13 protein-coding genes are annotated in these 19,550 nt (G+C 47.6%); 6 read left to right on the top strand and 7 right to left on the bottom strand.

All coding sequences use genetic code 11. The features are described 5' to 3' along the window. Window positions 1–57 precede the first annotated feature (57 nt). A complete protein-coding gene (locus ACMUEV_RS26285) occupies window positions 58–642 on the bottom strand; it encodes a DUF99 family protein (RefSeq protein WP_190653726.1) in 585 nt (194 codons plus the stop codon). A gap of 77 nt (window positions 643–719) precedes the next feature. Between ACMUEV_RS26285 and ACMUEV_RS26280 the strand changes: the two genes are divergently transcribed. Then, complete coding sequence (locus ACMUEV_RS26280) at window positions 720–1,553, top strand: inositol monophosphatase family protein (RefSeq protein ID WP_415354699.1); 834 nt, start codon at window positions 720–722, stop codon at window positions 1,551–1,553. 168 nt (window positions 1,554–1,721) lie between these two features. Here ACMUEV_RS26280 and ACMUEV_RS26275 read toward each other — a convergent pair whose 3' ends face one another. From ACMUEV_RS26275 to ACMUEV_RS26265, 3 genes are all read right to left on the bottom strand, one after another. Then, window positions 1,722–2,144 (bottom strand): GFA family protein, encoded by a 423-nt coding sequence (locus tag ACMUEV_RS26275; protein WP_026148393.1) that lies wholly within the window; start codon window positions 2,142–2,144, stop codon window positions 1,722–1,724. A gap of 124 nt (window positions 2,145–2,268) precedes the next feature. Then, on the bottom strand, window positions 2,269–3,579 hold the full coding sequence (locus tag ACMUEV_RS26270) for a hemolysin family protein (RefSeq protein ID WP_017286128.1): 1,311 nt from the start codon (window positions 3,577–3,579) through the stop codon (window positions 2,269–2,271). 239 nt (window positions 3,580–3,818) lie between these two features. Next, window positions 3,819–4,613 carry an S-layer homology domain-containing protein gene (locus ACMUEV_RS26265; RefSeq protein ID WP_197693292.1) on the bottom strand — a complete coding sequence of 265 codons (795 nt, stop codon included), beginning with the start codon at window positions 4,611–4,613 and terminating at the stop codon, window positions 3,819–3,821. Between the two features lie 379 nt (window positions 4,614–4,992). On the opposite strand from ACMUEV_RS26265, the gene ACMUEV_RS26260 reads away from it, so the two are divergent. The 3 genes from ACMUEV_RS26260 to trxA all read left to right on the top strand — a co-directional run bounded on the left by ACMUEV_RS26260 (window position 4,993) and on the right by trxA (window position 6,539). Next, window positions 4,993–5,685, top strand: coding sequence for an exopolysaccharide biosynthesis protein (locus ACMUEV_RS26260; protein ID WP_199329762.1), 693 nt, complete (start codon window positions 4,993–4,995; stop codon window positions 5,683–5,685). A gap of 139 nt (window positions 5,686–5,824) precedes the next feature. Beyond that, a complete protein-coding gene (locus ACMUEV_RS26255) occupies window positions 5,825–6,040 on the top strand; it encodes a Nif11-like leader peptide family natural product precursor (RefSeq protein WP_017286132.1) in 216 nt (71 codons plus the stop codon). A 181-nt stretch (window positions 6,041–6,221) separates the two neighbouring features. Continuing rightward, window positions 6,222–6,539, top strand: a complete 318-nt coding sequence (gene trxA / locus ACMUEV_RS26250) for a thioredoxin (protein ID WP_017286133.1) — start codon at window positions 6,222–6,224, stop codon at window positions 6,537–6,539. Here the strand turns inward: trxA and ACMUEV_RS26245 are convergent. Then, window positions 6,536–11,524: a translocation/assembly module TamB gene (locus tag ACMUEV_RS26245; protein WP_190653724.1), complete on the bottom strand. Its 4,989-nt coding sequence runs from the start codon at window positions 11,522–11,524 to the stop codon at window positions 6,536–6,538. The genes trxA and ACMUEV_RS26245 overlap by 4 nt on opposite strands. A gap of 306 nt (window positions 11,525–11,830) precedes the next feature. On the opposite strand from ACMUEV_RS26245, the gene ACMUEV_RS26240 reads away from it, so the two are divergent. Together ACMUEV_RS26240 and ACMUEV_RS26235 are read left to right on the top strand one after the other, a co-directional pair. Beyond that, the gene (locus ACMUEV_RS26240) at window positions 11,831–12,568 is read left to right on the top strand and encodes a glutathione peroxidase (RefSeq protein ID WP_017286135.1); all 738 of its coding nucleotides are present in this window, start codon (window positions 11,831–11,833) and stop codon (window positions 12,566–12,568) included. Window positions 12,569–12,648: 80 nt separating this feature from the next. Beyond that, window positions 12,649–13,938, top strand: a complete 1,290-nt coding sequence (locus ACMUEV_RS26235) for an ABC transporter substrate-binding protein (protein WP_190653723.1) — start codon at window positions 12,649–12,651, stop codon at window positions 13,936–13,938. Between the two features lie 59 nt (window positions 13,939–13,997). Here the strand turns inward: ACMUEV_RS26235 and ACMUEV_RS26230 are convergent, their stop codons facing one another. Both ACMUEV_RS26230 and ACMUEV_RS26225 read right to left on the bottom strand, forming a co-directional pair. Then, window positions 13,998–16,688 (bottom strand): hybrid sensor histidine kinase/response regulator, encoded by a 2,691-nt coding sequence (locus ACMUEV_RS26230; protein ID WP_017286137.1) that lies wholly within the window; start codon window positions 16,686–16,688, stop codon window positions 13,998–14,000. A gap of 96 nt (window positions 16,689–16,784) precedes the next feature. Beyond that, window positions 16,785–19,547, bottom strand: coding sequence for a methyl-accepting chemotaxis protein (locus tag ACMUEV_RS26225; RefSeq protein WP_190653722.1), 2,763 nt, complete (start codon window positions 19,545–19,547; stop codon window positions 16,785–16,787). Between the last annotated feature and the right edge of the window lie 3 nt (window positions 19,548–19,550).

Below are 19,550 nucleotides of genomic sequence, written 5' to 3'. Positions count from 1 at the left end.
TGGCGGCAGCACCAGCGATAACCTCAGCTTCCGTCGCTAACTTCCCATCTCCCAAACTTATGCTTGCTTGCCACTCTCACCTTTCATCACAGCAGAAGCAATCAAATGTGCAAGTCGCAAAGGTTCAGGAACATGCCCTCGATCCGTGACTCGCGTGAGAACTTTTGCTGTAATTTCTGGAGTTGCACCACAAACTTGAAAGACAAACGGATGAGCTTCGTAGATTGTCCCGGCACGAGCAATCATGGCTAATCGACGTTCAGGGTCAGGAAGTCGTTTCAAAGCATATTCTACTTTTTCGAGTTTGGGATATCGTCGCATTACACTCACACAAGGAAGCGCGATCGCGTTCGATAAAGTCGGCAAATCCACAATATTGAACCCACCCAGCGAAATCCCATCGAGTAAAACAATGTGCAGTTGCGGTAAAAATTTGCTGTTGAGTAAAACCTTTGTGATTGTCTCAGTCGCATCCCACCCATCCGGTTGAATCTCACTCCAAACCATTCCCTCAAATCGAGTCCCCGCACAGACCACTCCAGCGATTTGCACAGGATGCTCAGATTTACGAATAAAAGGAGCATCGTCAAAGCCGATCGCGCGAATTAAACGATTTTGTTCGAGTAGAGTTTCGAGATTCATCGATCGAGGTATCACAGATTGTTTTTATCTTACTTGGGTTGTTTCTGACCCTCCCCACCAACTGCCCAGTATGATCTATGATTTTGACGGTTCAATTACACGAATTTATGAATTCTCGTCATCTGGAAATTTTTCTCGATATTGCCACCGAAGCAGCGCTTTCCGCTGGAGCAATCTTGCAACAGTATTGGGGGAATCTCCAAGAGATCCGGGAGAAAGGACGACCGGGGGATTTGGTCACAGAGGCAGATAAGGCAGCAGAAGATGCAGTTTTAGCAGTCTTGAAGCGGCATGTGCCCGATCATCCGATTCTGGCAGAAGAGTCCGGGCAAATGGGCGATCGACAAAGCGAGTTTCTTTGGGCGATCGATCCACTCGATGGCACGACGAATTATGCTCATCAATATCCCTTTGTGGCGGTTTCAGTCGGGTTATTGATTGAAGGTGTGCCGCAGGTTGGAGTGGTGTATAACCCGATTCATCAAGAGCTATTTCGAGCCGCAAAGGGATTAGGCGCGACTCAAAATCGGAAACTCATTCAGGTGTCTCAGACCCAAGAATTAGACCGGAGCCTGCTAGTCACAGGATTTGCTTACGATCGCCGTCAAACTTCGGATACGAACTATGCTGAGTTTTGTCATTTGACCCACTTAACTCAAGGCGTGCGTCGCGATGGAGCGGCAGCGTTGGATTTAGCGTATGTGGCTTGTGGGCGATTGGATGGATACTGGGAGCGGGGATTGTCAATGTGGGATATGGCAGCGGGAGTTGTATTAGTTGAAGAAGCGGGGGGACTTGTGACAGCTTACGACCAGTCGCCTGTGCAACTTGAGACCGGAAGAATTTTGGCGACGAACGGCAAGATTCATCAGCAGTTAAGTCATGAATTGAGCCAAGTCAAGCCCATCTAAATTTAGGCACTCAATTGAGATTGACGAAGCACTGCTGTTTGAGTTGTGAATGCTCAAATGAATAGGGAGTAGAGAGCCACTAAAGGAACAATCCCCCCACTCCCTACTCCCCACTTCACAACAGGTCTAAGGCTGCTATAGATGTTTTAACTCATTCGATCGAGCAGTTCATTGCCGCTCTGATGCAACCTGTGCAAAAAATTCCGCACCTGTCATATTGTGCGTTTCATTTGCAAAAGAGTAGTAGTCGGGCTTTTCGTCAATAAAAATCTGATGCTCGAAGTACAGATCCTCTGCATCATCAAACAGTCCCACAGGAATAAAGTATTGTTGATTCTGCTTCAATCGGTAAAAGAGGTGAGTACCACAGTTTCGACAAAAGCCGCGTTCTGCCCAGTCGGAGGATTGATAAATGCTAATATCTTCAGTGCCTTCAAAGTTGACCTCGCTTTCACAGTCGATCACAAGTAAAGCGCTTCCACCCCACTTTCTGCACATCCTACAGTGGCACGCTCCAATCTGATGATTCATCTTCGTCGTAGATAAGCTGACAGCTTGGCATAAGCAGCGACCTTGGGCAACATTTGACATCTGCACTACTCCGGTTTTGTCCTCAAATTGCTCAACAATCGTATCGAACAAATTTACTAATTTGTTCGATGTTTTCAAGAATCTTTATGATGATGCTCGGTTTTGCCTTCTAGTAAAATTTGTCTCAGATTGCAGATGAGCCGTCTTTTCGCTGACTCACCAGCACTTTATCCACACGATTGCCATCCATGTCCATCACTTCAAACCGCAGAGTGTTCCACTCAAAATGTTCTGCAGAAACCGGAATATGTCCTAATCGCGTGATCACAAAGCCGCCCAGACTGTGATACTGATGATCGTCTTGGGGTAGATCTTCTAGGTCGAAGAGGTCTTTGAATTCTTCGATCGACAACATTCCATCCAGTAACCAGGAACCATCTTCACGCTGCACCGCTTGCGGATTCTCGACATGCTCAGACGGCAAATCACCGACGATCGCTTCCATAATGTCATTCAGCGTGACTAATCCTTGAATCGCGCCATATTCATCGACGACAAAGGTCATGTGCTGTCCTGACTTCTTAAATAGCTCTAAAACTTTTAGAGCATGAGTGTTCTCAGGAATAAACAGGGGGGCACTGGAAGCAGTAGTGAAATTGATCGATTCACCCGTGCTAGAGCGAGTGAAGAGTTCTTTCACTTTCACAACTCCCAAAACTGTATCTAAATCTCCCTGACAGACAGGAAAACGTGAATACACACTGTTGTTGATTCGCGCTAAATTTTCCGCATCTGGCAGGTTCACATCAAGCCATACAATCTGTCGGCGGTGGGTCATCAATGCGCCTACTATCAGATCATCTAGCTCAAACACTCGTTCAACAATTTCTTGCTCTGCCTCGTGAAACGTACCTGCTCGGGTTCCTTGGCTGATTAAAACCTGAATTTCTGCTTCAGTGATGGGTGGCTCTTCCGAAGGTCTGACTCCTAAAAGCCGCATCAAGGTATCGCTGGACAAACTGAGCAAAGATACGATCGGGGCAGCGAACTTTGAGAGAGATCGCATTGGCTTTGCAACATTTATAGCAATTTGCTCTGGTGCATTGAGCGCCAGTTGTTTCGGTACGAGTTCTCCGATTACGAGGGAAAGATAGGTGATGCAAGCGACAACAATACCGAGCGCTAATCCCTGGCTGTACGGTGCAACGGCAGGAATCGTTCGCAGCACTTCAGCGAGCTTTTCAGACAGAGTGGCTCCCCCAAATGCACCTGCAAAAATCCCCACAAGTGTAATTCCGATTTGCACAGTTGCGAGGAAGCGATTGGGCGATTCTGCTAGGGCAAGTGCTGTTCTTGCTTTGGTATCTCCGTTCTCGGCGCGCTGCTGAAGTCGAATCTTGTTAGCCGATACGATCGCAATTTCTGACATTGCGAAGATACCGTTTGCAAAGATCAGCACCAGGATAATGAGGATTTCAAAGACGACGGAGTTCATAGGGAGCAAGCCACTATAGGTATCAACTCTAATCAATATATTCTCACTGGAAGAGTTTGTCGCCTTTTCGCGCGCATCAGTTGCTCAGCCGGATTGCTCTAACTGCGATTTCCCGTTGTCAAATTCAGACTTGCGATAGATAGTCCACCTCACAAGTCAGTTCCTACCCAAATCGTTTCAATTTGTATCGTCTGTCTCAGCTTTGTGTAACTCCGCAATGCTGTTTCAATGGATATGAACTATCTGCGATTGAGCTTTTCGATCGCCTGTGCGGCTGTTCCAGCTCGTCTAAATTGAGAGAGCGCAACGGCTGCCTCGGCTCTGCTGACAGCTTTTTGCGGTTCATAGCGGGATCTCGCCCCGTAGACGCGCTCAAAATTCCTTCCACTCGCAGCATTGCCCAGATCAAAAGCAATATGGGTGAGGTAACGCTCACTCATGCGATCGGCATCCTGAAATCCTTTAGTTCGCTGAATGAAGTTCCGCAAGCTTTCGGCTGAACGGCTGCTATTGCCACTACCGCGAGAATCAACAGGCGATTTGAGGACAATCATCTCTTCACGGGTTAAGACCGCATCTGGTCGAAATGTCCCATCTTCATATCCCGCTAGAAATCCTGCATCATAAGCCGCTTGAATGTACCGAAAAGCAGGATGGGAGGGGGAAACATCCCGAAAGGCAGAACGAGATCGATCCGGCAGGCGAATCAGCGTCGGTTTGCGAACGTTGTGCGTTTGCAAGGCATTGTAAGACTTGACTAACCAAGTGATAAACTCAGCCCGTGTAATCGAAGATCGGGGTCGAAACCCACCAGAAGCGGGTTCGAGAACGCCTAATTGGGCAAGTTGGCGAATTTCAGTTTCGCCATCAACACCGCTAATATCTGTAAAGGCTAAGATTTGAGGCTGGATGCGTACAGATTGATTCAGATGAAGCAGAGATGGAGCGGCGATCGCAGTCTCGGTCTGTACCAGAGGAACTAGCATTGAGCAGACAGAGCCAAACACAGCGATCGTAGTTATGAAAGATTTCATCGTATTTCTCCAAATCAACATTGGCTAGACTCTCAAAGTCAAATTGGCAGTCGTGTTAGGGTCAAGCTATTGTCTTGAGTAACTGCCACAGTCATTTCATAGGATTGATCGGTATGAATTATGCTGATCTCGGCTTATTGGATATATCAAAGATCGACTTGAACCTTAGATCCTCCGGAAATTTCTGCTGAAGAAGACGGCGAATTTATCGTCAAGGCATGATCAGCGAAATTGTGTCTTTTTTGTCTTTAAGGATCTTTTCAAATTAAGATTTGCAAGGGATATTCCTATCGCTAGGTCAGTTTGTGCCCAAGTCTTGTAGATTTGTCTCGTCTGTCTCGGCGTTTTATAACTACACCCCATCCTTCGCAGAATCCTTATGGCTACCCTTTCCAGCGAACTTGAAAGATTTTTCTTTGACAACGATCGTTGGCAGCAACCTGACGCTAGCGAACTCATTGCTCACTCCTCAAATCCTCCAACCGATCACCGTTCTAGCGATGTCAAAGTTACTTTGAACGACATTCTTGACCTCGCAGGAGAGCGTACTTTTGGGTTTCTCTTTGTGCTGCTGTCGTTTCCGTCTGCTCTCCCGATTCCGGCTCCAGGCTATTCGGTTCCTTTTGGAATTGCGATGTTGCTATTAGCTGTACAGTTGCTAGCTGGACGAGATCAACCTTGGTTTCCCAACAGTTGGCAGAATCATGGCTTTGCATTGAAGCAAGTTCGCCAAGTCCTCAAAGTAGGATTGCCTTGGCTACGACGGATTGAATCGATTTCTCGTCCGCGCTTGACTCAGGTTTGTACCAGTCTTCCTGGTCGCACAGTCATTGGCTTAGCAATCTCTCTGATGTCAATTTCGATGATGATTCCTATTCCCGGCACCAATACACTGCCAGCGATGGGGATCTTTGTCACGGGCTTTGGCTTGCTAGATGATGACGGAGCCATTAGTCTCGGTGGACTCGTTCTCTGCGTGTGTGGGTTTATTCTGTCGTCTTCGATTTTGCTCGCGATCGCGTTTGGTGGCACGAGTCTCCTCGATATGATCAAAGGTGCATTAGGGCGTTAAGTTTTAGAAATTCATGCTTCTTCTGATTTAGCAGCAATTTTTTAATAGAAATTGATGCACCATCGCTGGAAGTTCTGCTTAAAATCAGAAACGGACGGGGCGATTCGATATTTGTAGAAAGACAAACCAAGAGGTCAACATGGCTGCAAATCAAATCAAATCGTTTGCCCAAACCGCGAAAACGAATGCTGAACTCCAAGAAAAACTGAAAACCTGTGAGCGGGCAAAAGAACTAGTCGCGCTCAGTCAGGAATACGGGTTTGCTTTTGCGGAAGAAGAGCTTTATCCGCCCAATGAACCGCAATTTGATCCCGAACAGTTACATCCAAAGCTAGTAAAAGCACTACTTCGGTAGAGAACTGGATACAATGGCAGAGAGTTGCCTCTCTGCCATTGTTAGCATGAAATTTTGATGGATTTAGTAGATGAGTACTAGGGTGCTTCTTCGTTCATAAATCTCTACTCTCTCTGTTGAGACGGTTTTGACTGGACGCGCTAGTGTAGTAGAACACGGTATTGGAGGCAAATAGGCTCAAATGGCTACAAAGCAGCAATTTAACAGCTTTGAGGAATTACTGACGGGTTCAGAGACACCGATTCTTGTAGACTTCTACGCGACTTGGTGCGGTCCTTGCCAAATGATGTCAGGGTTTCTCGATCTCGCAAAAGACGATTTAGACGGCACAGTAAAAATCGTTAAGATCGATGTAGATAAGTATCCTGAAATCGCTAGTCAGTACAGCATCACAGCATTACCCACCCTGGTTTTATTCAAGGAATCCCAGCCAGTCGATAAGATCGAAGGTGTGATTCGACCGAATCAACTCGTCGATCGCGTCCGGACGTTCCTCTAGAATCTCAGTTCGTACTCTAGTACGGCTTGGTTTTGACCAGAGAGGTCTGTTGAGCCTCGGAACAGGAAATTGTCGTTAATGCGGTAACGAAGACCGAATTGAGTGGGTTCATCCGCAGTCAGCACTCGCAATACTGATGCAGAAAGATTGCGAGTGATATCCACTCCCACCTCCGCGGCTAATCCAAGACTCGATTCTCGTCGCTCTTCATTTCTCAATAACGTGGGAAACAATCGAAAATCGCTGAGTCCGATCGCATTGCCAATAAAGCCTTGAATATTCGTTAACAACGCTGAGCCTGCTAGGTTAGCAATTCCTAACGGACTATCTCCCCGTCCAAGCGTATTGACAAATCCCCCGCCAATCAGCGAAACAATCTCACTCGTGCTTCGGCTAGGACTACTCGTGAGTTCTAGATTCTGAAAGATTTGGCTAGCAGGTCCTGTCACATTCGCTTGAACTCGCACAGTTCGGAATGCGCCGAGACTCGAAGCAAAGAGTGAATCGTCTGTAAATTCTGCGGTTCCAGGTGTGGCGATGCGACTGCGCGTTACTTCTGGTACAGAAGCAATTAACCGAATATTCAGAATCGGATCTAGCCCGCGATCGCGCTCAAACACCGCCGTTTGAGGATAGCCTCGCTCTAATACAAATTGCGTTGTAAACAGATTCACTTGTCCACTTCTCAGGCGCACTGTTCCTTCCGGTCTGAGAGCATTCAGCGTGCCATTGACGCTCAAGGTTCCAGTTGCCAGAAAATTAATCAAGGGGGCGCTGACAATTTGCAGGCGATTGCCTAAGACAATGTTTAAGTTTCTGAAGGTTAGATTTGTCTGATTGTCCGGCTGACTAGGACTCGCAGGTGGTTGAGCAGAACTCGCAGCATTATCTGGGAGTTGAACCTGTCCATTTGCCAGTTCAACTTGTCCACCAATTTCGGGTGCAAAGGCAGTTCCGGTGACTGTGATATTACCCGACACTCCGCCTTGATACAGTCCTTTACGATTGATAGCTAAGCGATCGAGGACTAATTGCAACGGATTTTCTGGATCAGCACTACTTTCTAGAAAAATCGGTAAGGTTCCTTTGGCAATCAGTTGTCCTTGGTTGAACTGTCCTTGCAAACTGTCGATCGTCAAGCGATCGCCATTCAGTTGAATATTTCCTGTTAAGCCTGTAATTGGTTCTTGCAGCGCAGTTGCTTCGATTGTGGCATCGGCAACCTGAATTGATCCAATGACTCTCGGACGCAGCAAGGTTCCACTGACATTCAGTTGGACGGTTCCTTGTCCCCCTCGCCAGGCAAGCTGTGGAACAAAGACATTCAGCACGGCTAAGCCTTCATTTTTGACATTGACATTCAGGCTGATATCACTACTATCAGGGCGAACACTATCGGGTAAGAACTGGTACGGAAAACTGCCTTCAATCAAAATCGGCTCAGTCGCAACTAAGCCAATGTTGCTGCCAAAGCTCAGTCGAGAGTTGGTATAGCTAAAGTTGCCAACCGCAGATTCAACTGTTTTGCCGTTGAGGAAACCATCTGTGACTTGAATTTGTCCAACTGCCGAGGGATTTGTCCGCGATCCACTGACGGTGACACTGGCATTGAGATTGCCATCAATCCCGAGCGGCAGCGGGTAGAACGGTTCAATCGCCGCGATCGGTAAGTTGCGTGCTTCCAACTGTCCGAACTGCGTTTCGCCCCCAAACTGCCCGGTTAGATTGATTTGAGAATCCCCAGATTGAATTCTTAAAGGCTCTAGAGTGACAATGCCATTGTCGAGCCTGCCGAGGGCAATCACACTCTCCGCTTTGAGTACGCGATCGTTGTTCGGTTGCAGCTTGCCCTCTGTCACGGTCAAGAATGAGGGATAAGGGCGGAATTCAACCGCTTGTGCTCTGAGATCAAAATCGGCTTGAACGCCTTGATCCAGGGAAGCTGCAATTTTAATCGTTCCACCGAAGTTTCCGCGTAGATCAGCGATTTGAGGAATGCGATTGTTCTGAATGGCTTGAGCGTTGAGCTTCAATAGCTCGTTGATTTCAGCAAAGCGGCGCAGTTGATCGAACAAAGGAGCTTGAGGATTGCCAACGGGCACAGGGTTCAGAGCAGATGCGCGATCGTAACTTGGAGGCTGTGCGCCCCGTGTAAAATCTTGCAGATCGAAGAACTGTAAGCCACCGAGTACATCTTCGATTCTGCCTTGGGCAATGGCAATTTCACCATTAAATCTCGGTTGCGTTCTCAAGTCTACATTGCCGGAAATTCTGTACTGACTTTCTCCTCTCGTCAGCACGGTCTCGCTAAATTCAAAGACATTATTGCGATTGACAAACGTTGTTGCAGCTACATCGGTTTGGAAAGAGCCGAGCCGGAAGTTCTGAATCGAGGCTCTCCCATTCAAGACGCGCAATTGGTCGAGATCAATGTTGAGTGTTCCCGCTAAAGTTCCACCGATGCCACCATAAGGCGCGAGATTGACTCCAGGTAGAACAAGTCCAGTGATCGGAAATTGATTAATCGCAACTTGGAAAACATTGCCAACGGTCTTTCCGGCTAAGGTCGATGCCCCGCGCTGAACATTGAGCGATCGCGGTCGGAAGGTGGGATCTAAATCCAATGCAATTCGATCTTGAATGCCTGCTACTTTGAGATCAAAGCCTCTGGGTAACAGATTTAATGTTCCTCTTAGCAATGGATCAAACGTAATCCCATTCAGCGAAAAGTTCTTGACCGCAACATTGCTCACCACGTTTGGACTATCCGGCGTGCCCGTAATCCGTCCGACTAAATCGATTGCACCCGTCAGTTGCGTCACAGGCGGACGGGGAATGGGCAGATTAGACAGAGCATAGTTCGTGGCTCGAATGTTCAAATCCAAGCCTGTGATTTGAGGAGTTCCCTGCACATTTGCCAGAATTGTGCCATTTGCACGAAATCCTGGAGCCGTTGCTTGGGGAATGTTGAGCTTTTGACCATCCCAATTGACTTGCGCCACGAGCGGCTGATCAATCAATGAAATGCCTTGAGACAATCTCACTTGTCCATCTGCGCGAATTGCATCGGGACGCAGATCGTTGATCAATCCTGCAACTCTGACATTCCCACTCAGATCTCCTCTGAGATCCGGTGAAAACTGTCTCAGCGCAATGCCTGCAATCTGAGTGTCTGCCTGCCATCGTCCCGCGATCGCATTAAAGTCAGCATTGATAAAACTATTCCCATTGGTCAGTCGAGCTTGTCCCCGTGCCTGAATATTTTCTGGGCTAACATTCGTTAATGATCCAGCAAGCTGAGCATTTCCATTAATGACACCTTGAATCTGAGGTGAAAACTGGCTCGCTTGTACATTTGAGGCTTGTACAGTTCCTTGCCAACGTCCATTCAACGTGCGACCTTGAGCCGTGAGCGTTCCGCCTGCGACTTGGAACACGGCATTGCGGACAATCGTATTGCCGCCTGTCACGACCACTTCACCCACACCTGGATAAGTGGCTTCGGGGGCTTGAAACTGAGCGATCGTCTGCACTTGATCTAAGCGTCCAATCACCTGCCCACGGGCATTCACCCGTCCAACTGTGATCGGTAAAGTTCCAGAATTATAGAGTTTCGCGATCGCATCTCCAGGAAGATTGCGAGCTTGATAATTGATTGCGATCGACTGTGGCGCATTTAAATCTATCGCACCACTTGCGACCACTTCTCCGCCGACTTCGGGAATGGCTCGAATGTTATTCAGAGCAAGATTTAGAGTTTTACTATCTAGACGAAAATCAGTGCTGGCTTGTGTGAGATTAATGCGATCAACTCTGGCAATTTTCGTCGTTCTCGCTCGACCTGTAATCACGGGAGCGTTCACTGCTCCCGTCACTTTTACCTCTGCGGTTGCTTCACCAGCCGCCGCAAAAGGCAGTTCGACGTTGAACGTGTCAAAGAAATCTTCAACGCTGACTGCTTTCACCTCGGCAGCAACATTGAAACCTTTCTCAGTATCGATTTTGCCGTTTGCTGTAATTGGAATTTTTCCAAGTTGAGTGGTGGTTTGCTCTAGTGTGATTAAGGTGTCATCAATTTGTAGATTTCCGGCTGACTTCGCAAACGTTTGTGGAAGTTGTGGAATCTGAACGGTGACATCTTTGAAACTGGCGCTACCTTTGACGATCGTGCGCTGATCGGGTCGGATCTGAACATTGACCGCCCCATTCGCTCGACCTTGCGGTAAATTAATCGGAAGTTTGACTAAGCGATCGATCTCCGTGACTGAAAAATTTTGCCCTCGAATGTCGAGATTAGAATTCAAGCCGTTTTTGACAATGGTTTCGCCTTTGATATCAAACTCGCCACCTTTTGTCGATTTGCCATCTAAGTCATAAGCAATCCGACGACTGTTATCAAAGAAATTCGCCACGCCTTCGATTTGCGTCAATGTGACGGGAATTCTTTGCTGACGAGCTTTTGGAAATGGATCGAGTTCTACATTGGCATCTTTGAAGCGAATTCTCTGAAGCTCAGTTTTGATAAATCCTTCTTCTTCCTGGGCTTTGATCTGAGTTTTAACCCAGGCTCCATCTTTCTCCTGATCCAAGTACACATCCGGCTGAACTAAGGTAATATCCAAGTTCAATTTGCGAGCCAACAAGACTTGCAGCAAATTAAATCCGACTTGTACCTGATCGACTGAGGCGCGATCGCGATCATTTTTTGTGGCTGGAATCGAGCTTTTGCCAAACTGTAATCCGGTGAGTGACCAGCGCTCAACTCGTCCTAATTCCACCGGACGATCGAGCAATTCACTCAAGTTATTCTGAACGAGCGGCGCAAGATCTTCTTGTACAAATTTTGACCCATACCAAATTCCGTACGCAATTCCGACTGCACCCAGAACTGCGATCGGGAGTCCGACTCGTCCAAGCAGCGTGAGCCACAACCGGCGACGGGCAGGAGATTGGGGGCGATTATTTGGATCAGGGGCTTGAGTCATCGGCTCGAACAGAGATAGAAAGCCAATCTATAGTTACCACACCTCAAGAAACTCTGATGCAAATAATTTGACAGAATCTCTTGCTACTGTCTGGCTTCGGGCTGATCGGAATGAACGCTCGTACTCTATCACTTCTGATGGATTGATGAGGATCTTGCACGTTAGGGGAGTGGAGAGTCGGGGAAATGGCGCTCCATCCCTACCCGAATCTACGACTGCTACACACGTTCATCTTTTTTCTTGACAACTCGAAGTCATTCCGAGTACGATTTAAGAGTAAAGTTAATAACCGCTAGGAAAAAAGTTATGGCATTCGTCGATCGCTCAGGGCAAAAAGTTCCAGATGTCACATTCCGCACTCGTGAGAACAATGAGTGGGTCAGCGTGACCGCTCACGAGTTATTTGCAGGAAAAACCGTGATTGTGTTCTCACTTCCCGGAGCTTTCACCCCAACCTGTTCATCTACGCACGTTCCTGGCTATAACGAACTGGCAAAAGTGTTCAAAGCGAATGGAGTCGATGACATTGTATGCATCTCTGTCAATGATGCATTTGTCATGAATGAATGGTGCAAAGATCAAAACGCAGACTACATTCGGATGATTCCGGATGGGAACGGCGAATTCACAGATGGCATGGGCATGTTGGTCGATAAAAGCGACCTAGGATTTGGGAAGAGATCCTGGCGGTATTCCATGCTGGTGAAAGATGGCACGATCGAGAAAATGTTCATCGAACCCGAAGAACCGGGCGATCCATTCAAAGTATCGGATGCCGATACGATGCTGAAATACATCAATGAAACAGCCGAGAAGCCCAAAGCAATTTCACTGTTTACTAAAATTGGTTGTCCGTTCTGTGCAAAAGCGAAGCAGATGCTGAGCGATCGCGGATTCGACTACGAAGAAATTGTTTTAGGGCGCGATGCTAGCCCTCGGACTTTACGAGCAGTCACGGGTGCTTCAACGGTTCCGCAAGTCTTCGTTGAAGGCAACTTGATTGGGGGGTCTGAAGATCTAGCAGCTTATTTAGGCGCGAACTAAGCCATTGCGGTTTCGAGAAATGACAGGACTCGGTAAAGTGATGAACTACAATCGAGTCCTGTCATTTTTTGATCAAATTCATGCGTCAAAGTAGAACTTGGAAGACATTTGCGATTTTTTCGCTATTGGGGGTTGTCCTCAGTTGGCTAGTGAGTTGTGGCGGAGGTACGCCAAATGCGGGGACTTCAGCCACAGGGCAAATTGATTTTTGGACAATGCAACTGAGTCCGCAGTTTGATGACTATTTCAAATCTTTGTTTGCAAAGTTTGAACAGGAAAATCCTGGCGTTAAAGTTCGCTGGACAGATGTGCCTTGGGCAGAAATGGAGCGAAAAATTTTAACGTCGGTTGCGGCAAAGACGGCTCCGGATGTTGTCAATCTCAATCCTGGATTTGCCTCACAGCTTGCTGAGCGCAATGCCTGGATGACGCTTGATGAGAAGATTCCAGCCGATGTAAAAGATCAATATTTTCCTGGAATTTGGCAAGCGAGCACCTTAAATGGCAAAACGTTTGGGATTCCTTGGTATCTGACGACGCGCGTTGCCATTTACAACACGGATCTGCTGAAAAAAGCAGGCATTACAAAACCGCCTGCAACTTACGCTGAACTTGCACAAGCCGCAAAGCAGATCAAAGAGAAAACTGGAAAATACGCCTTTTTCGCAACCGTTGTTCCTAGTGATTCTGGTGAAGTGATGGAATCCTTTGTGCAAATGGGAGTGAAGCTGGTTGATGACCAGGGCAAAGCAGCTTTTAATTCGCCTCAAGGGAAAGCGGCGTTTCAGTATTGGGTGGATCTCTATCAGAATGGCTTGATGCCGAAAGAAGTGTTAACCGAAGGGCATCGTCATGCGATCGATCTTTATCAACAAGGCAATACGGCGATTTTGGCATCGGGAGCCGAATTTTTGAAATCGATCGCGAAAAATGCCCCGACGATCGCGCAAGCTTCAGAATCTGCGCCTCAAATCACAGGCGATACGCGCAAGAAAAATGTAGCGGTGATGAATGTCGCGATTCCCAGGGATACCGATCAACCCGATGCGGCGTTGAAGTTTGCACTGTTTCTGACCAATAATGCCAATCAGCTTGAATTTGCCAAAGCGGCGAATGTGTTGCCTTCGACTGTAAAAGCAGCCGAAGATCCTTATTTCACAAAATTACCTGAGAATGCAACTGGCATCGACAAAGCTAGAGTCGTGAGTGCTGGACAACTCAAAGAAGCAGAAGTCCTGATTCCTGTGATTAAGAACATCAAGACTTTGCAGCAAACCATTTACGAAAATCTGCAAGCAGCAATGCTGAAACAGAAGACCGTTGATCAAGCTTTGAGTGATGCAGCTCAGACTTGGAATGCTCGATCGTAAACAGAACTTTTTCAATCAATTTCCAGCAATGGGATGAACCCGCTTAGGCGGGTTTTGTTTTACGCATGAATCAAGTGATCTAAGGTCTGCAACAGGACTTGCTCGTTGTATGGTTTGGAGAAATAAGCCGCCGCACCAAGCTGATTCGCGAGCTGACGATGCTTATCTCCACTTCGAGAAGTCAGCATCGTCACCGGGATATGATTGAACTTCTGATTTGCTTTTAATTTTGTCAGTAACCCAAATCCATCTAACCTGGGCATCTCAATATCACAGACGATCGCTTGCACGGCTAAACCTGCTTCTAATCGCTCGATCGCATCTTGTCCGTCTTTCGCTTCTTCGACTTGATAGCCCGATCGAGAAAGCGTCAATGCTAGGAATCGTCGCACATTAATCGAATCATCGACCACGAGAACACTTGGCAAAGTCGGCAAAGAAACGCTGGAAGCCGCACTCAATAAGGCAGGTAAAGAAGGTTGGCTAGGCGGAGCCGTAACCTGATATAAGAACTCTGGAACATTCACCAACGGCACCACGCGCCCATCGCCCAAGATTGCACAACCATTAAAGCCATAAGGCAGAGGTAAGAGGTTGGAGAGCGATCGTACAGTGACTTCTTGATCCGTCCAACAGCGATCGACTTGTAGCGCTGTCAGTTTTCCGCCTTGCTGGATGATGACGACACTTTCAGAGTGCAGCAGAGGAGGTGTTTCATAGCTATGCCGAGCACGAATACAGTTGAAGTTCAGATGTCGCTGGAGTCGAATTAGAGAAATCGGCTGCCCTTGATACTCGATCGCTTCGCCAATTCCAGTTTGAATCACCTGCTCTGGTTCAAAGATCGTAACTTCAGCAATCGCTTCACTCGGAATTGCTAGCAACATGCCATGACTTTCCGCAAGGACTACGCGCACAGTGGAGAGCGTCGCTGGAACAGATAGTGTAAAGGTTGTGCCGACTCCGACTTGAGTATTAATCGTAATCTCGCCCCGAATCTGTTGCAGATGTGTGCGAACAACATCCATGCCGACCCCGCGCCCGGATAGTTCAGTGACACGATCGCTCGTACTAAACCCAGGCTCAAAGATCAGAGACAGTAATTCTGTTTCACTCGCAACTTCAAGTAAAGCCGGATCGAGTCCGATCTGAGCCGCGCGATCGCGAATTTTGTCGATCGCAATGCCTTCGCCATCATCTCGAACTGTAATCAACGTCCGATTGCCTTGCTGCATGGCTTGAATCTCAATCCGACCTTCTGGAGACTTACCTCGCTCAATTCGAGCTTCCGGCGTTTCAATTCCATGATCGAAGGCATTTCGGAGCAGATGTAGTAAGGGATCTTGCAGCGTTTCGATCACACTGCGATCGAGCAAAATCGACTCTCCTGTGATCGTCAATTTTGCCTGCTTGCCATATTCCACACACCAGTCATGCAAGGCTCGCGGAAAGCGATCGACCAATTCTGCTAAAGGTCGCATCTTCAGGCGCGTAAACCCAGATTGCAGTTGCTTTGAGGATTTTGTTAAATTTCGAGCATTCTGCTCAGTCTCGTCTAAGCCTAAACTGAGATCATCTGCAACTTCCTGCAATTGCACAATCGTTTCGATGACTTGCTGAGAGAGCAAATGAATGTCTGTGTATTGATCCATTTCTAGCCGATCAAACTCTGTGAGTAGCGAACTACTTCTCACAGATGCAACGGCAACAGGGGCGTTTGTCAAAGCAACAGAATCGTAAACGGTTCTTAGCTCATAATTGACATGCTGTAACGTCTGAAGTCGTTGAGATAACTGGCGGATTAGACCTCGGAGTCGTTTCAAATTCAGATCCAGCCCGTTGCGATCGATCGTCAATTCACCAAACAAATCTTGTAAATGATTCAACTGACGCAGTGAAACTCTCACAGTGGTGTTGGGGTCTTCCACGTCAGCCGTGGCCGAAATCGTTTGTACAACTTGTGCAGGTATCGTTGGATTAATTTCAACTGCATCCATTTCCAGAGGAATCTGATCAAGCTGCCCTGCTAAAATTAAAACCTGTGCACGTCGCCAAGTTTGCAGTGCAGCCCGTGTAACAAAAATGAGTAAATCATTTGAAGCGGTAGCAATCTGTTGCTCGATCGTGTCACAAAGCTGACTAAAATCATGCAACTGCAACATCTCGCCTAATCCGCCTAGCTCTTGTGCGAGTAAGGTTGCTTCTTCGCGCAGGCAAGACTGATTCGGGCTGTCAAGGACAGTCTCAAGACGCTGAAGGCATTCTTCGACTTCTGTTTCAAACAGCAAAGGAACTAAGTCTTGATTGTTCTCCATCGACAAAACGGATGCAGCCGTTTCATCTTGAGGATCGCCTAAACGCGATCGCAGTGCTGTGAAAATTGGCTCAACTTCTTTACTAATCCAAGTTGGATTAATTGCTTCACCATAGCGCTCAAAATCAACAATCTGATAGAGACAGCTTACAGCTAGCAGCAACAAGTGCCCAGTTTCCGCATCTGGTAAGGTACTATCGTTGATCTTAAAGACTTTCAGCGCATCTTCTAGATGATGCGCTAGCTCGCTGAGTAACTTAAAGCCCATCATTGCGGCTCCTCCTTTGAGCGAGTGCGTGACTCGGAGTGCCGCATTGATAGTCGTCGCATTGCTCGTCTGAGAAATTTCTAAAATCGAAGCTTCCAAGCTCGTAATATATTCTTGTGCTTCATCTAGAAACTGCCGCCGGATTTCGTTTTCCTTTTCGTTTGGCATAAGTCAAGATTGAAAGTTTGATGTGGGTTTGAAAATTTAGGTTCTCGAAATGTCTAGGAGTTCAGTCAGGTGAATCAGGCTCAACTTGACAAACAACTAGTTCACCTTAAATGTCCCAACCGATTGTTGAAGTTCTTGAGCAATATCTACCGTTTTCCGCAGTGAATTTGACACCTCAACTGACGAATCAGAAGTCCGCTCTGCAATCTGAGCAATATCCTGCATCAAATTCGTAATCGTATGAGACGTTTCAACCTGGGAAACCGTCGCCGTTGAGATAGACTGCACCAACTGATCAATCTGATGCGAGACAGAGACAATCTGTTCTAGACTTTGCTTCGCGTTTTCGACATAGTGCGTCACCTCAACGACCTGAGATGTTCCCTCTTCCATCGCTTCGACGACATCATTCGTTTCTCTTTGAATCCCTGCAACTAACTGTTCAATCTCATGAGTTGCGTCCGCTGCCCGTGCGGCTAGCGCCGCGACTTCTTCCGCGATCGCTGCAAATCCCTGGCTGTCATCGCCCGCTCGTGCTGCTTCAATTCCAGCATTAATCGCAAGTAAGTTCGTCTGAACCGTGATTTGATTAATCAACGAGACCGCTTTAGAAATCTGCTGCGAAGATTCTCCCAACCGTTTGACTTTCTTAGCCGTATCTCCGATCGTATGCCGCAATCCTAAGGTTTGCTGTACCGTCAACTCCATGGCAGTCCCACCTGTTTCTGCGGTCACGGCTGCCGTTCGACTGACTTCTGCAGCTTTCTGCGCACTTTGAGCCACCGCTTCGATCGATTCCATCATTTTCTGGACCGATTGAACGGTTGCCGAGGTTTCCTCCGCCTGTTTCAGCGCATCATGCGCCAACTCGCGCACGGCATATTCGTGGCTCCCGAGTGAAGAATTGACCTGGAGCGACGCTTCTTTCACTTGACCGACTAAATGCTGGAGGTTTTCTACGATCGAGTTAAAGAAGTCTGCCACCGTCCCAATCTCGCCCGTTGTCACATCCGCCCGCACAGTCAAATCTCCCATGGCAGCCCGCTCTACATGGCGCAGCAGTTGCAGGAGTTGAGTTTGTAAGGCTTCTTGAGTTTGCTGACGTTCTTCTGCTAGGGCTTGAATACTTGTCACTCGCTGCTGCTGCTCGGTGAGCTTTACTTGCTCCAGCGCATTGCCTAAATGCACTGCAATCTGAGTGAACAAGTTAATTTCCCAAGACTCCCAGTAGTGCGGAGCCGTGCAATGATGCCCAACTAATAGCCCGATCAAATTGCCATCGACAACCATTGGAGCAACAATGTTAGCTTTCACCTGGAACGCTTCCAACTGCCCGCGATAGCACGGGTCGAGATCCGCATCTGCGATATTTGAGATCGTTTGCACATGCCCTTTCCGATACTTCTCGATGAAATGCTCTGCAAAACAGGGATCTGTAATCTGAGTGCCTAATGCTGCAGAAAACTCTAACCCAACAGATTCTGCGACAATTCGACCTTTCCAGTGCTCATCAAATAAGTAGACAATTGAGCGATCGACATCAATGAGCTTGCGAACTTCATTGACCCCCGCTTGCATAATCAAATTGAAGTCTAAAGTCTTGCGAATATTGAAAGTTGCTTCATTCAATCGCTGCAAGTTCTGTGAGGTCTGCGTTTGTTCAAAGATCAGCTTTTGCAGTTGCCCTGCCATGTAATTGATATTGCTCCCGAGCAAAGTAATCTCGTCATCACCAACCATTCGCAGTCGCGTATCGAGTTGCCCTTGCCCAATGCGCTGCACAGCTTTTGCAACTGACACAATTCGACGAGTGAGGCGATTTGCTAGGATCATTGCAATCCAACCGACAATCACAGTTACAATCACGCTACTCGTCGCTAAAGCAATGAGCAGAGTTTTACGGCTCTTAAAGGCATTCTCAACGTTGTTCCCGAGTACCAAATGCCAGTTTAGTTCCGGCAGATTGTCTAACTTTGTCCAAGGACTATACGTGAAAATGTACGCTCCTTGAGATTCACTCACCGATCTTGTATTCACTTTTGCCGCAGATGCAATCTGCGAAAATTCAGGAAATATGGCGGGCGCTTCTTGATTAAAGCGCTCTGGACGCGAGGTGAGAATGACTCGATTTGTCGCTGGATCAATGATGCTGTATTCTCGCCCAATCAGCGTGTAGGTCACGAGATGGTCAGACATTTTCTCGAGTGGTAAGGTCGCCCGCACAATCCCGATTGTTCTTCCGGTCTGAGTATCTCGCACTGGAGCTGTGAGAAAGACTTCAGTGCGTTTTCCATCCGCGCTTATCATCGGTTGACTAATTCCAGCACGGTTATTGCGAATGGCTTCTTGAAAGTAAGCTTGACCGATTTGATTGGAATTTGAGCGATCGCCCGCTTGCACAAGCACATTGCCATCGAGATCAAAGATGGCAACATCGCTGTAGTTGCCATAGGCTTGAGCGATGCGGGTGAGGGCAGCATTCCTATCTGCTTGGCTGGTTGCATTCCGGGGAGTAGTTTCGCTCAGCAATGGGAAGTTTGCCAACGCTTGAACTTCTGCATAGCGCTGTGACATGTATCGACTGATCAAATCGCTCAGTCGAGTTGCAGCTAATTGCTGTGCGCCAGTCACTTGCTGTGTGATTGCGTGATCCGCGAGAACGTAATTAATCGCGCCCATCGTCGCAATCGGAACCGTACTGAGTACAACTGCTAAGAGTGCAGTTCTTTGCTTTAAGCTCATGCGATTGAGCCAGTCGGGCAAGGCGCGACGCGATTGCAATCGCGCAGCATCCGCCATTGTATAGGCAGATTGAGTCGGGAACACTCTTGAATTTGTAGAAGACAATTGATCAACCATGAG

It is taken from the genome of Leptolyngbya sp. FACHB-1624 (genome assembly GCF_047649235.1).
GTDB lineage: Bacteria > Cyanobacteriota > Cyanobacteriia > Leptolyngbyales > Leptolyngbyaceae > Leptolyngbya > Leptolyngbya boryana.
Note: the sequence above shows the minus strand (reverse complement) of the source record. Positions and strands in the feature narration are given on the sequence as shown.